The following is an 18997-nucleotide window of genomic DNA, read 5'->3' as shown; positions in this document are numbered from 1 at the left end:
CTTTCGATGGGCAGCGCACTGCGTATGCTGGATGCGCGCGCGGATACGAGTGTGGTCGCCGTTTCACCCGTTTATCGCACTCCGCCATGGGGCAAGACCGATCAGGCTTGGTTTCACAATGCCTGCGCCGAGCTGCGAACCACGCTCGAACCGCTGGAACTGATCGCGACATGTCTCGACGTGGAGCGCTCGCTGAAACGCGTTCGGCTGGAGCGTTGGGGGCCGCGCATCATCGATATCGACATTCTGGCCATGCAAGATGCTGCCGGGCAGCCTGTTGCGATGGCGCTGCCGGAACTCCAGTTGCCGCATCCGCGCATGCAGGAGCGGGCATTTGTGCTTGTGCCACTCAGCGATATCGCACCATCCTTGAAAGTCGCCGGGCGAACGGTTGCAGAATGGAAAGCGGACGTTCCATCATCCGAAATAGAAAAAGCCCGCACGGATGCGGGCTGGTGGAACCAATAAAACTGTAAAAGTCAGTTCTTGGCGATGCTGCCGACGGCGACATTATCAATGCGCTTGAGGCTCATGCCGATAACCGGAACGAGTTCCTTTTCGACACGCACCGACACGGTGACATTCATCGTGTTCTGATCGGAAATACGGGCCAGCATGGCGCCGTTCAGCTGTTTGCGATTGAGGCCGAACACCATCTTGTTGCCGCTGACGGAACCGGACGTAACGTCGAGGCCTTTGCCTTCCGACCCATCATTGAACTTGCCGGAATAGCCGGAGCCGACGCGGGTGACGGTAGCCTTCATGGGCTGCGAAAAGACGCCGACGCGGCAGCTGCCATCCAGCGTCATGCCAACGGCATCATCCGGTGTGGTGCCAGCAAGATTGCAGACGAATTTGGTGCCCTTGTACTTGCCGGCAACGATTTCGCCCGGGCCGGACCACTGGCCTTCGATCGTCTGGAAAAACTGCTTGTCCTTGTCTGCGGCCAGAACCGGCGCAGCGGAAAGCGAGACGGGCAGCAGCGTCAGGCAGGCAGCGATGCAATTCTTCATATTCGGCTCTGTCCCGGAATTTGCGACCTTTACTGGACGCCATTCCTAATCGTTGTTGGTCAGTATGTCACGACCGAATGTCGTGTCATACGCTGCAAAAAGCCGGAATAACCGGCACTATCAGAAACAATCGGACTGGATGGGCACACCGAAACAGGATTGTGCCAAACGACCAGATCACGCGATTCTGACGCAGGATTTCTATCCGCTAATAATCGTCGCGAATGGTTAACGCTTGGTTTTCATCGGGCTGGAAGTCAGTGGGTTTTCCGGGAAAAAACTCATGGTTTGGCCTTGGTCGCTGCGGCCTTGCCAGACCTGGGCGCGGCGTTTCGGTCGCCATTGACGCGCGCCAGATCGCCGATGAAATCGCTGATACCGGGGCGCTTTTCAGCGTTAAACGGGAAGGGGCGCACGACCTCCATCGCCGCTATGCCGATCCGCGCCGTCATGAGGCCGTTCACCACGCCTTCGCCGAGCTTGGCCGACAGCCGCGACGCCAGACCCTGCCCGACCAGTTGCTGAATCACGCTGTCGCCCATGGCAATGGTGCCAGTGACGGCCAGATGGGCGAGAACGCGCCGCGCGAGCTTGATAAAGCCAAGCGTGCCGGGCCTGCCGCCATAAAGCTGCGACAGTCTGCGAATGAGCCGCGCCGATTCGAAAATCACATAGCCAATATCGACAAGCGCCCGCGGGCTGATCGCCGTCACAATCGATACGCGCTTCGACGCGTTGAGAATGAGCGCGCGCGCTTCACGGTCGAGCGGGCGCAGAATTTCCGTTTCCGCGAGTCGGATCAGATCGCGCCCATCGATGATGTCGTCGGTCAAACCGTCCAGAAGCTGACGTCCACGCGCCGTTTCCGGCAGGTTGGCCGCAATGGCGCGCAATTCATCGACCGCTTTGCGCGCAGCCGCCATGTCATCGCGCTCTGCGGCGTCCGCCGCATCCCTGCGCAAATGCTGCACGGAGGCGAGGCGTCTCAGGGCCAGCAATTCACGGGTTATGATGGCGATGAAAGCGGCGAGGGCGACGAGTGCTACCGCCAGAGCGGTCCAGCCGAGCCAGCCTGCACGGGCAAAAAGCGCCTGAATGAGATCTTCGGTCCAGATGCCAACGGCAAAAGAAACCAGAACACCCAGTGCGCCGGTCAATATCTTGCCGAGCGACCATCCGCCAAACCAGCCCTTGCGCTTCGGTGCTTCGAAGGCTGGATCAAGAACTTCGAGTTCGGCGGCTTCTTCGTCGCTGAGTTCGAAAATATCCGGCTCTACGACGATCTGCTCCAAATCTTTGACGGCACGGGGTCGGCGCGGCGTCTCGTCAGGCGCTTCCGGTACCGGTTGAACGCGTGGCTGGGGGGCAACCTTGAAGGAGGTCGGTTTGCGCGGTGTGTCATCGCTCATGCCAGACGATCTCCGATCAGGAACTGAAGGGCGCGGTCGAGCCTTATATGAGGAAGCGATAGCGTCACACCCTCGGCGGTGCGTTCAAGGCGCGGGGGGCGGAACCGCACGAAGCGAATGGCAGGGTCTTCCGGTGTGGAAACCTGTTCAAAGATCGCATTAGGATTCTTTGGCAAGTCTCCAGGAAATATAGCTGTTTCTGTTTCACCATCGAAAACATCGCCGTCGATACGTTCGCCCTTGAGAGGCGTCCCGACGATGACCGGAAGAACCTCTTTTCCCTGTGTCACAGTCGCTTCGCGGGTTGCGCGCACGGCTGCCATGGCCAGAACATCGATGTCTGCGCCCGAAAAATTGGCGCGCTCGATGGCGCGTTCTACAAGACGACGTACAATGGCCTGCAAACGATCATGGCTTTCATGATGCAGATGGTCGGCCTTGGTTGCGGCCACCAGAATTCGCCCGATACGGCGCTGGATAAGGCCGGTCAGCAGATTGGAGCGTCCGGGACGGAAACAGGACAGGATATCGGTCAGTGCACGTTCGAGGTCCGCCACCACGGCGCCTCCGGCATTCATGGCCTGCATCGCGTCGATCAGCACGATCTGGCGGTCCAGCCGAGCAATATGCTCGCGAAAGAACGGTTTCACGACATAGGTTTTATAGGCCTCATAGCGCCGTTCCATCATGGCCGCGAGCGATCCGGCCTTGATGTCTTCAGGTGCAAGGTTGGGTAGTGGCGCAAAGGTCAGCGCAGGCGAGCCATCAAGATCGCCAGGCATCAGGAAGCGACCGGGCGGCAGGGTGGACAATGCGCGTTCGTCCGCTTTTCCGGCCCGCAGATAGGCGGTAAAACTTTTTGCCAGCCGCTGCGCCGTCAGTTCATCCGCCTTTTCGGCTGGATCGACCGAGGCGGCATCCGCCAGCCACGGCTGCGCCAGATCGATATGGGTCGGTTCGTTGGCCAAGGCGAAGGAATCTGCGCTGAATTCGGCATAGTTCTTGCCGAGCAGTGGCAGATCGAGCAGCCATTCGCCGGGATAATCGACAATATCGACCGAGAGTCGTCCGGGAGACAGCCATCGCCCCCATGCTGATGCGGTTTCATACTCAATGGTCAGACGAAGCTGCGAAATGGCACGAGTGGAATCCGGCCAGACGCGTTCGTCGATAAGCGCCGACAGATGTTCTTCATATTGAAAACGCGGAACAGCGTCGTCTGGCTGCGGCTCAAGAAGCGCGCGGGATATCCGCCCCGACTTATACGCTTCGAACATCGGCAGCCTGCCGCCATGAACGAGATTATGGACCAGTGCAGTGATGAAAACCGTTTTACCGGCGCGGGACAGGCCCGTCACCCCAAGGCGCAGCGATGGAGAAAGAAGCCCGGTCGCACGTTCCGTCAGTGTGTCCAGTGCGATTTTGGCTTCGTCGCCGATGCTGGTAAGCTTTGCCAATGATGTCCTCGCAGGGTGAATCCCGGTTCACGTATAAATAAGATGACGAACCCTTTTCGCAAGACGAAGGCGCGTCAGGATCCCGTTCAAGCTCACGGCTGCGGAAAACTTTCAAGAAATCCGTGTTCGCGGCTGAGATCGCTCAGCTTTTCAGAAAAAATGATTGTTGCGAGGGCGGCGGTGGGGAAACCGGCATGCAGACGGTCAAGGCTCTCCCGGTCGCCTTTGGCGCACAAGGCAAGCGCCAGATCTTCCATGCTCGGATTATGCCCGACCAGCATCAGCGTCTCGACATCGCCATGCGCGCGAACGGAGCGCAGATATTCCGCTGCGCCGCCGTTATAGATTTCGTCGTCTATGATGGTTTCGACCTCGACGCCCAGCCTTGTCTGCAGGCCGAAGGCGGTTTCCCGCGTACGGCAGGAGCCGGAAAGCACCACGCGGTCAGGCAGAAGGCCTGTCGCGCGCATCGCCTCGGCGAGCCTGTCGAGCGCGTTGTGGCCTTCCACATCCAGCGGCCTGTCGTAATCCTTCATTCCGGGCTTTGCCCAGACGGCTTTGGCATGTCGTAGGAGAAGCAAGCGACTCATCTGTACCGTCCCGAACGTGGCTACACAGATGTTTTGCCATGATTTTCGCTAAAATGCGCGGTTGCTGCGTCATGTGGCGTAATTTTCCACCGTTGCCTGACGTTTTTCACAGCGGATTGGTGCTGATTTATTGGGCATAATAGAGCAACGGTAACGGAATTGCTGAGATCATGTTTCCCGTTGCAATCTATTTTTAATCCTCGGTGTCATCTTCCAGACATAATGGCCGGAGTATCTGTTGCGCGCGCCATTTGCACAAATTTTTTGCAAATACACACAAAATTGATGCACTAAAAAGTAGTGGGATACGTTTCTTTGATGTTGTGTCGACTGGACGATGGACTTATATAACCGCACGCGTCTCCTAGATGTGGGGTGATTCAGAATGAGTGAATTAATCGACCTTGACTATAGGCCCACTGAAGACGAACCGTTCATGAATGAACGGCAGAAGTCTTACTTCCGAGCGAAACTAATCGCCTGGAGGAATGATATTCTTCGCGAAGCGCGTGAAACGCTTGATGCGCTACAGCAGGAAAATGCAAACCATCCCGATCTGGCGGATAGGGCATCCTCCGAAACGGACCGGGCAATCGAGCTTAGGGCTCGCGACAGACAGCGGAAGCTGATTTCCAAGATTGATGCGGCTTTGAGCCGGATTGACGAAGGCACTTATGGTTTCTGCGAAGAAACCGGCGAGCCGATCAGTCTGAAGCGTCTGGATGCACGCCCAATTGCGACATTGTCCATTGAGGCGCAGGAACGTCATGAGCGTCGTGAAAAAGTTTATCGCGACGACTAAGAACATAACGTTGGTTTGAGAAATTTCAAAGGCTGCGGGTGACCGCAGCCTTTTGTTTTTGCATGCCCGCCAAACTAAAAGCGCCAGCGGCATAACCGCTGGCGCTTTAAAGTCGAAACGAGAACCGCCGTCTTACGGGCGGGTTTCGTTCTTCGTCAGTTCGCCGAGAAGCTTTTCCATCTCATCTTCGATATCATCCGACGTCGTGTCGTCGGTTGCCGAGATGTCAAGCGAGCTCAAAAGTTCGCTTTCGAAGAAATCAGTCGTCAAATCCGCTTCCGGTTCAGGCGTTTCTTCCTTCACCGGCGTCACTTCCGTTTCAAGATCGGCCATAATGGCGTCGTGTAACGCACCCCCCAGTCCTTCCAGATCGTCATCTTCCGTTGCCGCTGTGGGCTGGACCGGTGCGGCGACTGCTACTTCCGGCTCGACGCGCTTCGGTTCGGATACATTGCTGAAATCCGGTGTCACGGTGGACGAAACGGACGGGCTCGTCACGTCGAGCGAAGGCGTGGGCGTGTTTGTCACGGCGGCTACCGGTTCACGCTCCGGCACGATGCTGCCGAGATTTGCCGAGGCGACCGTTGCAGCAGCGGCGCCAGCTGTTACGGCGGCGGTTCCCAGGTTTGACGTAGAGCTGACCACGCCGCGCGATACTTGGCTCAACGGATAGGCAGGATGAGCACGGGCAGGCGGCTGCGACGGCTGTGGTGGCTGGGCTGGAAGCACCGTGCGCGGCTGCGGCGGATAATTGGGTGCAGGGCGCGGTTGCGGACGATTCTGTGGTGCGGCCTGTACGGGCGGCGCGACCGGAGGGCGAACAGGGGCCTGCGGGGCGGCGGGAGTAACCGTTGGTGTCACCGGCGGGCGCGGTGGTACGCGCGGCGCAGCAACTTGCGGGGCTTCGTGTCTGACCGGTTCTTCCTTCGGCGGTTCCGGCTTGCGGTAGACCGGCGTTTCGATGGCCGAACTCAGCTGGATCGCTTCATCCTTGGCTGGCGTCGGTTCTGGCGCGGATGTCTGTGACGACAAAGCTGGCCGCTCGTTCACGTCGCTTGTGATCGTCGCTTCATGCTGACGAAAACGCTCGATATGTTCCGGCTCGATACGCGAGTTCTGCACGCGGGCATGGGCGCGTGATTCCATAACGATGTTCTGTTCGACAACCACATCCGTCGGGCCGCCGATAAGCAGCAGATGCTCGACATCGTCGCGACGGATGAGAACCAGCTTGCGGCGGCTATCCACGGCTGCGGCATCCATGACGGAGAGGCGCGGCTGGCGTGTCCGACCGTTCGAGACGAAAGTACCACCGCTGAAACGGCGGATGATACTCAAAACAACGAAAATTCCGCCGAGAATGATCGCAAATATAAGCACAAAGCCGACAATATTAGCCGCGCTTTCTCCAACGATGCCGCTGAGCCATTCCTTCATGCGGATACCCTCTTAAATTCAATATTCGAAAAACCCGACGAGCGGAGATTGTGCATCCCCCGACATTCCGCATCATCGCGCAACTTGCACTTTCCAGGACAGTAGTTGAATTTGCAAGCGTTGGGAATGTTCCATCGAATTGCGAGAAATCTATGATCCCCAACCAAAACGGTGAAAAACAACCGCATTTACACCGTTTCCGTGTAGCAACGCTTGTGCTGCTCGCCGATTAACGCATTCTGCGAATCGGATATACCCAGATGCATGGCGTTTCGCCCCGCTGCGCGATCGTTTATGGAGAACGCGCAAGAAGATGGGTGGCGACAGGATCGGGTTGCTAAATGAGTGAAAAGACGTCTTGGCTGATCGAAACAATGCACGGCACATTCACGGCCTGCGCAGAACAGTCATGCAGTATGGAAGGTCGGTGGGCTTGATGTCTCGACAGACGGACAACGCATATCCGAAACCGCTCGTTACACCGAAGCGCAATTCCAGCGGCGCGCTGCGTCTGCTGATCGTCGGCCTTTTGCTGACCGGGCTGGCGGTTGTCTACTTCCTTTTTCGCGACCGGATTGGTGATGGTTTCGCGCTTATCCTGATGGGCATTCTGTCGATGGTCGGCGTCTTCTATCTTCTGGGCGCGGCCACGGGCCTCATTCAGTTCAGCCAGCGCAAAGGCGGGCAAGATCTGGCGCATTCCTTCATGGATTCGCAGCCGGAAGGTACTGTCATCTCCGATTCTCGCGGTCAGATCGTTTATGCCAATCAGGCTTATGCCAACATGACCGGCGTTGCCAATGCCGACGGCATCCGCTCGCTTGACAATGTGCTGACGGCGGAACCGGCGGCATCCGACGCGATTTACCGTCTGACGAATGCCGTACGTGACGGTCTCTCCGGGCAGGAGGAAGTGCGACTGTCTGGCGGGCTGTCCCGTGAAGCCCATGGTTCGCTTGCACCGGTCTGGTATCGGATCAAAGCTCGTCCCATCGAAGCGGGGCAGGATTACAAAGGTCCGCTCGTCGCCTGGCAGATTGCCGACATTTCAGAAGAACGCGCCGAACAGGAACGCTTCTTTCAGGAATTGCAGGAAGCAATCAATCATCTCGATCATGCACCGGCAGGCTTCTTCTCTGCCGATCCGTCGGGCCGCATCATCTATCTCAACGCCACTTTGGCGGAATGGCTGGGCGTCGATCTCACAGCCTTCACACCGGGCTCGCTGACGCTCAACGAAATCGTAGCGGGCAGCGGCATGGCGCTGATCAAGGCCGTCAAGGCCGAGCCCGGCACCAGCCGCAACACGGTGATCGATCTCGATCTCATCAAGCGCAATGGCCAGAGCCTGGCCGTGCGGTTTTATCACCGTGTACAGGCGGCGCGCGACGGGACGCGCGGCACCAGTCGCACCATCGTTCTGGATCGTGCGGAGGGGGATGATTCCTCGGCTGCACTGCGTTCGGCAGAAGTTCGGTTCACGCGATTCTTCAATTCCGCGCCAATGGCCATTGCCGCCGTCGATGCGCAAGGGCACACGCTACGCACCAATGCGCGCTTCCTCGATATTTTCTCGTCCGTTGTGGATCGCGATTCCGTCGATCGCCGCGTGAAGCTTGAAAATGTCGTGCATGAGCGTGACCGCGAAGTCTTCACCAAGGCGCTTGCTGCGGCATTTGCCGGACAGGCGAGTATCTCGCCCGTCGATACTGTGCTTCCGGGCAATGAAGAACGGCATATCCGTTTCTATATGAGCCCGGTCAGCGATATGGGCGGGGAATCGTCGGAAGAAGCCGCGATCATTTCCGCCGTTGAAACGACGGAACAGAAAGCGCTCGAAAACCAGATGGCGCAGAGCCAAAAGATGCAGGCTGTGGGCCAGCTTGCCGGTGGTATCGCGCATGATTTCAACAACGTTTTGACGGCAATCATCATGTCGTCGGACCTGCTTCTGACCAATCATCGCGCGTCCGATCCGTCTTTCCCGGACATTATGAACATCAAGCAGAACGCAAACCGTGCCGCTTCGCTCGTGCGCCAGTTGCTTGCGTTCTCGCGCCGCCAGACGCTGCGTCCGGAAGTGCTGGACCTGACCGATGTTCTGGCCGATCTGCGCATGTTGCTGGCGCGTCTCGTCGGCAAGGATATCGAACTGAAGATTGATCATGGCCGCGACCTGTGGCCAGTCAAAGCCGATCTTGGCCAGTTCGAGCAGGTTGCGGTCAATCTCGCCGTCAATGCCCGCGATGCTATGCCTGAAGGCGGTGCAATCACGCTGCGGACCCGCAACGTGCCCGTCCATGAAGCGGCAAAGCTCAACTATCGCGATCTTCCTGAAGCCGATTATGTCGTCTTCGAGGTGGAAGACACCGGCACGGGCATTCCAGCCGATGTGCTTGAAAAGATTTTTGAGCCGTTCTTCACCACCAAGGAAGTCGGTAAGGGCACCGGTCTTGGCCTTTCGATGGTCTATGGCATCATCAAGCAAACCGGCGGCTTCATCTATTGCGATTCCGAAGTCGGCAAGGGAACGACCTTCAAGATCTTCCTGCCGCGCCTTATCGTGGAAAAGAGCGCCGAAGACGTGCCCGTCGCGGTCAAGGAAAAGAAGGTCGAAAAGGCAACGGACCTGTCCGGTTCCGCGACCGTCCTGCTCGTGGAAGACGAGGATGCCGTGCGTATGGGCGGCGTGCGCGCGCTCCAGTCGCGCGGTTATACGGTGCATGAAGCGGCTTCCGGCGTGGAAGCGCTGGAAATCATGGAAGAGCTGGGCGGCGAGGTGGATATCGTCGTATCCGACGTGGTCATGCCTGAAATGGACGGCCCGACGCTGTTGCGTGAGCTGCGCAAGACCTATCCGGACATCAAATTCGTGTTTGTTTCCGGTTATGCGGAAGATGCTTTTGCGCGTAACTTGCCAGCGGATGCAAAGTTCGGATTCCTGCCAAAACCGTTTTCGCTCAAGCAGTTGGCGACTACCGTTAAGGAAATGCTGGAGAAGCAGGACTGATGGATTTTACGTCCACGTTTCAGCAAAACAGTCATGCGTAGCGGTCGCATCGCGGTTTTCGGCGGCGGTCCGTCCGGACTGATTGCAACCGAAAAACTATCTGCCCTCGGATACGCCGTGACCGTCTACGAGCAGATGCCGACGGTTGGACGGAAATTTCTGCTGGCTGGAAAATCCGGTCTCAACATCACCCATGCGGAAGATTTCGCGGTCTTCGCAAGCCGTTTCGGCGCGGCCAATGCCCGGCTTCTGCCAATGCTGCAAAAGTTTGGGCCTCAACAACTACGCGACTGGGCTGACGGGCTTGGCGCTGAAACCTTTGTGGGGTCCTCGGATCGGGTGTTTCCCAAGGCGATGAAAGCATCGCCGCTTCTGCGCGCATGGGGACGCCGTCTGGAAGCGCAAGGCGTGCGGGTGCTGACGCGTCATCGCTGGGTGGGCTTTGAAGGCAACAGGCCTGTTGTGGAAACAGCCAAAGGCCGCGAAACCGTCGAATGCGATGCTGCGCTATTTGCTTTTGGCGGCGGAAGCTGGCCTAAACTCGGTTCAAATGGCGCCTGGATGCCGCATTTTGCCGAGAAGGGCATTACGATTGCGCCGTTGCGTTCCGCAAATTGCGGATTCGATGTTGCCTGGAGTGAGCATCTGGTGAGCCGTTTTGCAGGCGAACCGGTCAAATCCGTCACCATCACAAGCGTTGCGGGGACCACACAGGGCGAGTTCGTCGTCACGAAAACGGGTGTGGAAGGAGGCCTTGTTTACGCGCACGCAGCCGCCTTGCGGGACGCGCTGGAAGCAGACGGGCGGGCCGATCTGGTGCTCGATCTTGCGCCAGGGCGTAGCGTTGAGCGGCTCAAAGCCGATCTGGAACGACAGGACAGCAAGCTCAGCTTTGGCAATCTTTTGCGGAAGGGCGCTGGCTTGACCGGCGTGAAGGCAGCGCTCGTTGCTGAATATCTGCGCGATAAAAATCCTGACAAGCTGGCGCATGCCATCAAGGCGCTTCGCGTCCCTTTGCTGCGTACCCGTCCGATAGATGAGGTCATCTCTTCGGCTGGCGGTATCGTGTGGGATGAGATCGACCAGAATCAGATGTTGCAGAAAATGCCCGGCCTCTTTGTTGCCGGTGAGATGGTCGATTGGGAAGCACCCACCGGCGGCTATCTTTTAACGGCCTGTTTCACAATGGGCGTTGCCGCAGCCGAAGGTATCGACGGCTGGCTACAGGTATCCTGAGCGAACTGAAAGCTATCTGGAAAATGGCGCACCCGACAGGATTCGAACCTGTGACCTCTGCCTTCGGAGGGCAGCACTCTATCCAGCTGAGCTACGGGTGCAAACTGGACGGCTGAAAGCCTGTTCTGCCGCGTTTCTAGCTGAACCGGGCAATCGCATCAATGACTTATTTTCATAAACCAAGTTAAATCTGACGCGCGGTGCATGAATCGCCAATTGGTTCTGTTGTCTATGGATGAATAGGCCTCAGGTCATAAAACTCCCGGCCAAATGGTCAGCCGGGAGCTTGAATTTTGAAAGCTTTATGCGTGATGTTTGGCGAGTTCGCTTCCGCCATTCCTTGCCCGCAGTCCGATCAGAACGACGATGGCAAGCGCACACAGAAGAGCCAGAACGTAGAACCCGGCATCGTGATTGCCGACGGCGACATCGGCCCAGTTCTTGATCTGCGGCGCGAAGAATGCACCCAAATTGCCGATGGACACGATAAAGGCGATACCGCTTGCCGCACCCACACCACCGAGATAGCGCGTCGGGAGGCTCCAGAAAACCGGTTGCGATGCGGTCAGTCCGGGCACGGCGATGCAGGCCGCAATCAGCATGATCCAGGCATTTCCGGTCAGACCGATCATCGCCAAGGCGATGGTGCCTGCGGTGACCATCAGAGCGCAGATGAGCCGGTGTTTGCCGGTATTATCCGCAAGCACGGTGAAATAGCGGGTTGCTATCACCGAACACAGCCACGGCAGGCTCAACAGCGTGCCGATCAAGAGGTTCATTTCTCCACCCGATGCCGCGTCCGCGAATCGCGAGGGGAAATAGAACGTGAGCGGTGCGGTACCAATCTGCAGGAAGAAGTAGATCGCGATAAAGGCCCAGACTCTGGCGTCTTTCAGAACAGAAAGTGCCGAATGCTTGTGCGTATTCTCCTTGGCGGCTTCTTCCGCCTTCACAACGGTCGTCAGCGCATCTCGTTCTTCCGGCGTGAGCCAGCTCGCCTTTTCGGGCCGGTCGGTCAGGTAAAAGAGCGCAATGATGCCCATGAGTGAGGCGCCAAGACCTTCGACAAGGAACATCCATTGCCAGTTGGTGAGCCCGAATATGCCGTGATGCGTGAGAAGCCAGCCGGACAGGGGGCTGCCCAACACCAGCGCCAGAGGGACGCCGAGATAGAACAGGCCCGTCGCCTTCGCGCGTTCCTTCGCTGGGAACCAATAGGTCAGATACAGCAGAACGCCCGGATAGAAACCAGCCTCGCAAACGCCCAGCAAAAAACGCAGCGTGTAGAACACCGTTTCCGTATGGGCGAACATCATCGCCGCCGATACAAGCCCCCAGCTGATCATGATGCGGCTAAGCCAGAGCCGCGCGCCCACTTTGTGCAGGATGATGTTGCTCGGCACTTCAAACAGCGCGTAACCGATGAAGAATATGCCCGCTCCGAAAGCATAGGCTGCATCGCTTAGGCCCGTATCGAGCTGAAACTCCTTCTTGGCGAAGCCGATATTCGCGCGATCAAGAAAGGCCATGATCAGCATCAGCGCCAGAAATGGCAGCAGTCGCCGTGTGGCCTTCCGAACAGCGCTATCAATATGTGTAGCACTCATTCCGGTGTGTCTCCTCCTCATCACCTCAAGAATGCGCGCACGCTAATGTAAACTCGTATATGGATAAAGGCTGTAAATATAAATAAAAAGAGACACAGATGAGGTTTCAGGGGCGAAAACCTATTCGAAGAGCCGGGAAAAGCGGACTAATCTAGCAATTAATTTATATACAAATAGAATTTAGTTCTAATGAATTTCTGATGCTGTAAACAAATACAACAATTCGTAATATGGCGTGTTGTCTCAATGATTGCACCATATGCGCTGCGGAACACGCGGTTTTATCCGCGATTTGGGCCGCGTTAGACCTGCAATCTCCAGCTTCAAGGCGTCTGAAATTCAATTTTCTCGTCCCGAAAGCCGGTCGCCTTGTTTTTGTGAAGATTTGGACGCGCGGATAAGTTTCAGGATTCTACGCTAACGACAGAGCCAACCCGTGCGGTTATCGTCAAGCATCTAATAAAGGGCATCCGAAAACACTGTTCAAAGTGGCTGCTGCTATGCGGTCGCTGGGGGAGGTCCTTTGCATTTGAAGAATTGACATAAACCGGATGAGTATCGCGGGAGGTTTTTGTGAGCATCATCTTCAAATCGTCGAGTATATTCGCAGAGCGCATGTCTACGCGCCGCATTCTTGTCGCCGGCGGTGCAGGATTCCTAGGTTCGCATCTTTGCGAGCGACTTCTGCGCGAAGGCAATTTCGTTATCTGCGTCGATAATTTTTCCACGGGGCGCATCGAAAATCTGCGCAATCTGTTGCGCTATGACACGTTCAGCTTCGTTCGCCATGACATTGTGCACCCGCTCGATCTGCCGGTTGATGAAATCTACAATCTGGCATGCCCGGCTTCGCCACCGCATTACCAGGCTGATCCGGTTCACACGATGAAGACGAGCGTTATCGGCTCGCTCAATCTGCTGGAACTGGCCGCTCATTATCAGGCCCGGATTTTCCAGGCTTCGACATCGGAAGTCTATGGCGATCCGCAGGTGCACCCACAGCCGGAAACCTATTGGGGCAACGTCAATTCGTTCGGTCCACGGTCCTGCTATGACGAGGGCAAGCGTTCGGCTGAAACGCTGTTCTATGATTTTCATAAGCAATATGGCGTTGATATCCGCATCGTGCGCATCTTCAACACCTATGGTCCGCGCATGCGCCCGGACGATGGCCGCGTCGTTTCCAATTTCATCGTACAGGCTCTGAAGGGTGATGACATCACCATCTATGGCGATGGCTCGCAGACGCGTTCCTTCTGCTATGTCGATGATCTCATCGAAGGCTTCTGCCGCCTGATGGGCAGTCAGCCTGCCATCCACACGCCGGTCAATCTCGGCAATCCCGGCGAATTCACGGTGCGGGAACTGGCGGAACAGATCATCGCTCTGACCGGTTCGTCATCGCGGATTGTGCAGCGTCCGCTGCCAACCGACGACCCGCGCCAGCGTCGGCCAGATATCACCGTTGCCAAGCGCGAGCTTGGCTGGGAACCGGCGATTGCCCTCACTGAAGGGTTGAAATCAACGATAGCCTATTTCGAGCGCCAACTGGTCCGACCTTCGGGAGAGCTTGTTGAGGTGGCATGATGACCAGGCAAAACGTACTCGTTGCCGGCGGTGCTGGCTTTATCGGTAGCCATACGGCCAAGCTTTTGGCCGGGCACGGATTTTCTCCGGTCGTCTACGACAATCTGTCGACCGGTCACAAGGCTTCGGTACGTTGGGGCGAATTCGTCGAAGGCGATATTCTCTCGCAGGAAAAGCTCATCGCGGCGATCGAGACTTTCGATCCCGTTGCTGTCATCCATTTTGCGGCTTCGGCCTATGTCGGTGAATCCGTCACTGACCCGGCAAAATATTACCGGAACAATGTCTGCGGCACGCAATCGCTTCTGGAAGCGTGCCGTTTGACGGGCGGACGTCCGGTTATCTTCTCGTCCAGCTGTGCGACCTATGGCATCCCAGATCGCTTGCCGATCCGGGAAGGCGAGGTGCAACGTCCGATCAATCCTTATGGGCGGACCAAGTTGATCGCCGAACATATGCTTGCCGATTATTCGACAGCCTATGGGATGCGTTATGCGGCGCTGCGTTATTTCAATGCGTGCGGCGCGGATATCGATGGAGAACTGGGCGAAAAGCACGATCCCGAAACGCATCTTATCCCGCGCGCCATGCTGGCGGCGGCTGGTAGCGCTGATGCGCTTGAAGTTTTCGGCGATGATTACGATACGCCGGACGGCACCTGTATTCGCGACTATATCCACGTTGTCGATCTGGCGCGGGCCCACGTGCTGGCCGTCGAACATCTGGCGAATGGCGGCGGCAATCTCGTTCTCAATCTCGGCACCGGACGCGGCACATCGATCAAGGAAATCGTCGATGCCATCGGGCGGGTAACGGGACGTGAGGTGCCGGTAGAAATGGGCGCGCGCCGGGCAGGCGATCCGCCAGCGCTTTACGCCGATCCGACAGAAGCCGCCGCAAAGCTCGGCTTCACGACGCTTCATTCCGATCTCGATACGATCATTCGTACCGCTGCTCCGTTCTTCGGTCTGGAGGCGCGATCATGAAAACGCCTCGAATTCCTCCGCTCACGGACAATCATGAACCCTTGCTGACACCCATTTTCACAGGCCGCAAGCGGGTGGAATATATTATCGGCATCGTTCTCTGGGCTATGGCCATTGCTTATTTCTGGCAATGGTGGCTGATCAGCGCCGAACATATCCATCCGGTCGGTTCTGTTCTGGTTACGGCGCTTTTGGCCTGGATAACCATACTGCCGCTCTATTTCATCCTGATTTTCTTCCACGCGGCGCGCCCGACCGGCCCGTTACGGCTGCCGAAAGGAAGCCGGGTGGCCATGGTGGTCACCAAGGCACCGTCCGAACCGTTTGAAGTCGTGTCGGAAACATTGCTGGCCATGCTGGCTCAGAATGTCCCGCATGACACCTGGCTTGCCGATGAAGATCCGTCACCATCAACGCTGGCATGGTGCCGTGAGCATGGTGTGTTCGTATCAACGCGCAAGGGACGCGCCGATTATCACCGGCAGACATGGCCGCGCCGCACGCGCTGCAAGGAAGGTAATCTGGCGTTCTTCTACGATCATTACGGCTATGAACGCTATGACTTCGTATCGCAGCTCGATGCGGACCATGTGCCAGAGCCGGATTATCTCTACAACATTCTGCGTCCATTCGCAGACCCGGCAATCGGCTATGTTTCAGCGCCAAGCATTTGCGATCGCAACGCCCATGAAAGCTGGTCGGCACGCGGACGTCTCTATGTCGAGGCGAGCATGCATGGCTCGTTGCAGGCGGGGTACAATGGCGGCTTTGCGCCTGTGTGCATCGGTTCGCATTATGCAGTTCGTACAGCGGCTTTGAAGGAAATCGGCGGCCTTGGCCCCGAACTTGCAGAAGATCATTCGACAACCCTGTTCATGAATGCGCATGGCTGGCGCGGCGTTCACGCACTGGATGCCATTGCCCATGGCGATGGTCCGCGAACCTTCGGCGATCTGGTAACGCAGGAGTTTCAGTGGTCGCGTAGTCTGGTCATGATCCTTTTGCAGTACACGCCGAAGTTGATCGGTCGACTGCCGCTGCGTCTGAAGTTCCAGTTTCTGTTTTCACAGGTCTGGTATCCGCTCTATGCCTTCTTCCTGGCTATGACCTTTCTGTTGCCGATCATTATCCTTGCCTATGGCGATAATTTTGTCAGCGTCACATATCCGGATTTTCTGCTTCACTTCATGCCGCAGTCGCTGATGATTTTGTTCCTCGCGTTCTGGTGGCGGTCGAGCAAGACGTTCCGCCCGGTCGACGGCAAGATTTTCAGCTGGGAAGCGATGCTGTTTCTGTTGGCGCGTTGGCCATGGGTATTGGCTGGAACCTTCGCAGCATTTCGGGACTGGGCAACGGGTTCATTCGTCGACTTCCGCGTTACGCCGAAGGGCTCATCAGAAGTCGATCCGGTGCCGTTCCGAGTGCTTGCACCCTATGCCTCCATCTCCATGCTGTCGCTTGTTCCGGTTCTGTTGGTCGATGACGCTGATCAAACACGCGGCTTCTACGTCTTCGCCATCATCAATGCGTGCTTCTACCTGTTTTTGATCGGCATGATCATTGTGCAGCACGCACATGAAAACAAGGTGCGGATGCAAAGCCGGTTCTATCAGCCGGTCCTCGCAAGCAGCTTCATGGCGCTTGTCATGGTCACAGGTTTCACGACCGCTGAACGGGGCCGCGACGGCATTGAAGCGCTCACCTGGGGCACATTGAGCTTTTCAGTATTCGACGACCAATTCTCGGTAGCCGGAGCAGGCGTCGGCGGACGCGACACGCACAAGACAATATTCAACCCACGTTGGCGCGAGAACCCATTGGGCGGCACGCGCAGCGAAAACAACTAGCGGAGAGGCGGGACTTGTTATGAAGATCGCTGTTATTGGAACGGGATATGTCGGTTTGGTCAGCGGCACCTGCTTCGCTGCCTGGGGACATGAGGTTGTCTGCGTGGACAAGGACGCGCAGAAAATCTCCGGACTGGAACGTGGTATCGTGCCCATTTACGAGCCGGGGCTGGACGAACTGGTCGAACGCAACTTCGCCTTTGGTCGTCTCAGCTTCACCTGCAATCTGGCCGAAGCCGTCAAAGGCGCAGAGCTTGTGCTTATCGCCGTCGGTACGCCCGCCCGGGCTGGCCATGGCGATGCAGACCTGTCTTTCGTCTATATGGCGGCACGCGAATTGGCGCCGCTCATCGATGACAATACGGTTGTGGTGGTGAAATCCACCGTTCCGGTCGGGACCGGTGATGTGGTGCAGAAGATCATCGGCTCGGTGCGCAAGCCTGGAACATTTTCGGTTGCATCCAATCCGGAGTTTCTGCGCGAAGGTGTTGCCATCCGCGACTTTCTGGAACCCGACCGCGTGGTTATCGGCGTCGAGGACGAGCGTGCGCGCAAGCTTCTGGTCGCGCTTTATAGCGCTGCACTCGAAGCAAACCAGACGCCCATCGTGGTGACGCAGCGCCGCACGTCCGAACTGATCAAATATGCGGCCAATGCGTTTCTTGCCACCAAGATAACTTTCATCAACGAACTCGCCGATCTCTGCGAGGAAGTGGGAAGCGATGTCTCCGATCTCGCTTTGGGCATGGGGCTGGACAAGCGGATCGGCACCAGCTTTCTAAATGCGGGTCCGGGCTATGGCGGCTCCTGTTTTCCAAAGGATACCATTGCGCTTCTGCGCACGGCGCAGGACCACGGCGTAGCGCTGCGTCTGGTCGAGGAAACCGTGACAGCCAATGAAGCGCGCAAGCGCCGCATGGCGCTGAAGGTCATGGATGCGCTCGGCGGCGATATCGAGGGCCGCACCATTGCCGTGCTTGGCCTGACCTTCAAACCCGATACGGATGATATGCGCGATGCGCCGTCCATTCCGCTGATTGAAACCTTGCAGCGTTTCGGCGCACGCATTCGTGCCCATGATCCGGTCGGCATCGAAAATGCACGCCGCATCCTCAGCGATGTGGAGTTTTGCGAGAACGCCTATGACTGTGTGGCCGATGCTGATGCCGCCGTTGTCGTGACCGAATGGGACAGCATTCGCAAGCTTGATCTCGTTCGCATGAAGCGGCTAATGCGCCAGCCGGTTCTCATAGATCTCAGAAATGTCTTTTCCCGGGCGATGGCCGAAAGGCTTGGCTTTCGTATTTCGACCATCGGTCGCCCCGTTCATCTGCGGCAGGAAATAAAACCAATAAACTTGCTGCCGCAGGCGCGCGTCCGCCCACCACAAGAACCCCCGGCGGGCGCGCGCAATCTCAAAATCGTGGGAGGATCAAATGAAGCTATCGATGTTTGATACCGGCCGCTATTTCAGCCGCCGGAGCAGGCTGTCCCTTACAACTCTTGCCCTGATGGCTGGCCTGACCGGTCTCGCAGCAGGTGCTGCCGAAGCTGCGACCATGCCCGGTGATAATATCCCCGCCGGGACGCGCGTGATGACGCCGTTTGAAATCTACGTGCTTTACCGTGACAAAAACTGGCAATGGGCCGATGGCTCCGGCCAGATGGTGAGTGCGGATCGTCGTTTTACGGCGCGTGTCGATGGCGAAAAGGGCAAAGCCTGGGCGGAAGGTCGCTGGATGATCACCAAGACCGGGCGCATGTGCTTCAAGGCTGACTGGCACACCGAAAAAGGCAAGTTTCCGGCGAAGACGTGCTTTTCGCACCGTATCGGCGATGGAGCAGTCTATCAAAAGCGCGAGCCCAACGGCGTCTGGTACGTCTTCCGTCACGCTGACGGTCGTGTGGAAGACGAGGCGCGCAAACTCATATCCATCAGTCTTGCATCGGAAAAAAAGAATGGCGAGCTGACAGCGGCGGAAGCCGCCCAGCAATCGCCAAAACAATAGAAGGGAG

Annotated in this window: 15 protein-coding genes and 1 tRNA gene; 9 read left to right on the top strand and 7 right to left on the bottom strand. The window is 57.2% G+C overall.

Features of this window, described 5'->3' with window-relative positions:
- The first annotated feature begins 6 nt into the window (after positions 1-6).
- A complete protein-coding gene (gene folK / locus WIX40_RS08965) occupies positions 7-468 on the top strand; it encodes a 2-amino-4-hydroxy-6-hydroxymethyldihydropteridine diphosphokinase (protein ID WP_235858880.1) in 462 nt (153 codons plus the stop codon).
- A gap of 11 nt (positions 469-479) precedes the next feature.
- On the opposite strand, the gene WIX40_RS08960 is transcribed toward folK, so the two are convergent.
- From WIX40_RS08960 to WIX40_RS08945, 4 genes are all read right to left on the bottom strand, one after another.
- Positions 480-1013, bottom strand: a complete 534-nt coding sequence (locus WIX40_RS08960; protein ID WP_109368935.1) for a hypothetical protein — start codon at positions 1011-1013, stop codon at positions 480-482.
- 281 nt (positions 1014-1294) lie between these two features.
- Complete coding sequence (locus WIX40_RS08955) at positions 1295-2422, bottom strand: YcjF family protein (RefSeq protein WP_109368936.1); 1128 nt, start codon at positions 2420-2422, stop codon at positions 1295-1297.
- Positions 2419-3879, bottom strand: a complete 1461-nt coding sequence (locus WIX40_RS08950; protein ID WP_109368937.1) for a YcjX family GTP-binding protein — start codon at positions 3877-3879, stop codon at positions 2419-2421. Before WIX40_RS08950 ends, WIX40_RS08955 begins: the two co-directional genes overlap by 4 nt.
- Before the next feature lie 92 nt (positions 3880-3971).
- The gene (locus tag WIX40_RS08945; protein WP_109368938.1) at positions 3972-4469 is read right to left on the bottom strand and encodes a SixA phosphatase family protein; all 498 of its coding nucleotides are present in this window, start codon (positions 4467-4469) and stop codon (positions 3972-3974) included.
- Positions 4470-4854: 385 nt separating this feature from the next.
- Between WIX40_RS08945 and dksA the strand changes: the two genes are divergently transcribed.
- The gene (dksA, locus tag WIX40_RS08940) at positions 4855-5271 is read left to right on the top strand and encodes an RNA polymerase-binding protein DksA (protein WP_109368939.1); all 417 of its coding nucleotides are present in this window, start codon (positions 4855-4857) and stop codon (positions 5269-5271) included.
- Positions 5272-5403: 132 nt separating this feature from the next.
- Here the strand turns inward: dksA and WIX40_RS08935 are convergent, their stop codons facing one another.
- Positions 5404-6708: a flagellar biosynthetic protein FliO gene (locus tag WIX40_RS08935; RefSeq protein ID WP_124915979.1), complete on the bottom strand. Its 1305-nt coding sequence runs from the start codon at positions 6706-6708 to the stop codon at positions 5404-5406.
- 436 nt (positions 6709-7144) lie between these two features.
- Here WIX40_RS08935 and cckA point away from each other — a divergent pair, with 436 nt between their 5' ends.
- On the top strand, positions 7145-9718 hold the full coding sequence (cckA, locus tag WIX40_RS08930; RefSeq protein ID WP_339439825.1) for a cell cycle histidine kinase CckA: 2574 nt from the start codon (positions 7145-7147) through the stop codon (positions 9716-9718).
- A gap of 33 nt (positions 9719-9751) precedes the next feature.
- Positions 9752-10954 carry a TIGR03862 family flavoprotein gene (locus WIX40_RS08925; RefSeq protein WP_109368942.1) on the top strand — a complete coding sequence of 401 codons (1203 nt, stop codon included), beginning with the start codon at positions 9752-9754 and terminating at the stop codon, positions 10952-10954.
- Between the two features lie 24 nt (positions 10955-10978).
- Here WIX40_RS08925 and WIX40_RS08920 read toward each other — a convergent pair.
- Positions 10979-11055: transfer RNA gene (locus WIX40_RS08920), tRNA-Arg, on the bottom strand.
- Positions 11056-11256: 201 nt separating this feature from the next.
- Positions 11257-12561 (bottom strand): MFS transporter, encoded by a 1305-nt coding sequence (locus tag WIX40_RS08915; protein WP_109368943.1) that lies wholly within the window; start codon positions 12559-12561, stop codon positions 11257-11259.
- Positions 12562-13134: 573 nt separating this feature from the next.
- Here WIX40_RS08915 and WIX40_RS08910 point away from each other — a divergent pair.
- The 5 genes from WIX40_RS08910 to WIX40_RS08890 are packed head-to-tail and all read left to right on the top strand — an operon-like array spanning position 13135 to position 18990.
- Positions 13135-14148, top strand: coding sequence for a UDP-glucuronic acid decarboxylase family protein (locus WIX40_RS08910; RefSeq protein ID WP_371830781.1), 1014 nt, complete (start codon positions 13135-13137; stop codon positions 14146-14148).
- The gene (gene galE / locus WIX40_RS08905; RefSeq protein ID WP_109370223.1) at positions 14148-15134 is read left to right on the top strand and encodes a UDP-glucose 4-epimerase GalE; all 987 of its coding nucleotides are present in this window, start codon (positions 14148-14150) and stop codon (positions 15132-15134) included. The genes WIX40_RS08910 and galE overlap by 1 nt, the downstream gene beginning before the upstream one ends.
- Positions 15131-16981, top strand: coding sequence for a glycosyltransferase family 2 protein (locus WIX40_RS08900; RefSeq protein ID WP_109368944.1), 1851 nt, complete (start codon positions 15131-15133; stop codon positions 16979-16981). The genes galE and WIX40_RS08900 overlap by 4 nt, the downstream gene beginning before the upstream one ends.
- A 19-nt stretch (positions 16982-17000) precedes the next feature.
- Positions 17001-18437, top strand: a complete 1437-nt coding sequence (locus WIX40_RS08895; RefSeq protein ID WP_109368945.1) for a UDP-glucose dehydrogenase family protein — start codon at positions 17001-17003, stop codon at positions 18435-18437.
- Positions 18418-18990 carry a DUF995 domain-containing protein gene (locus WIX40_RS08890; protein ID WP_235858870.1) on the top strand — a complete coding sequence of 191 codons (573 nt, stop codon included), beginning with the start codon at positions 18418-18420 and terminating at the stop codon, positions 18988-18990. The genes WIX40_RS08895 and WIX40_RS08890 overlap by 20 nt, the downstream gene beginning before the upstream one ends.
- The last annotated feature ends 7 nt before the right edge of the window (positions 18991-18997 follow it).

The organism is Ochrobactrum teleogrylli (assembly GCF_037482325.1).
Taxonomy (GTDB): domain Bacteria; phylum Pseudomonadota; class Alphaproteobacteria; order Rhizobiales; family Rhizobiaceae; genus Brucella; species Brucella teleogrylli.
Note: the sequence above shows the minus strand (reverse complement) of the source record. Positions and strands in the feature narration are given on the sequence as shown.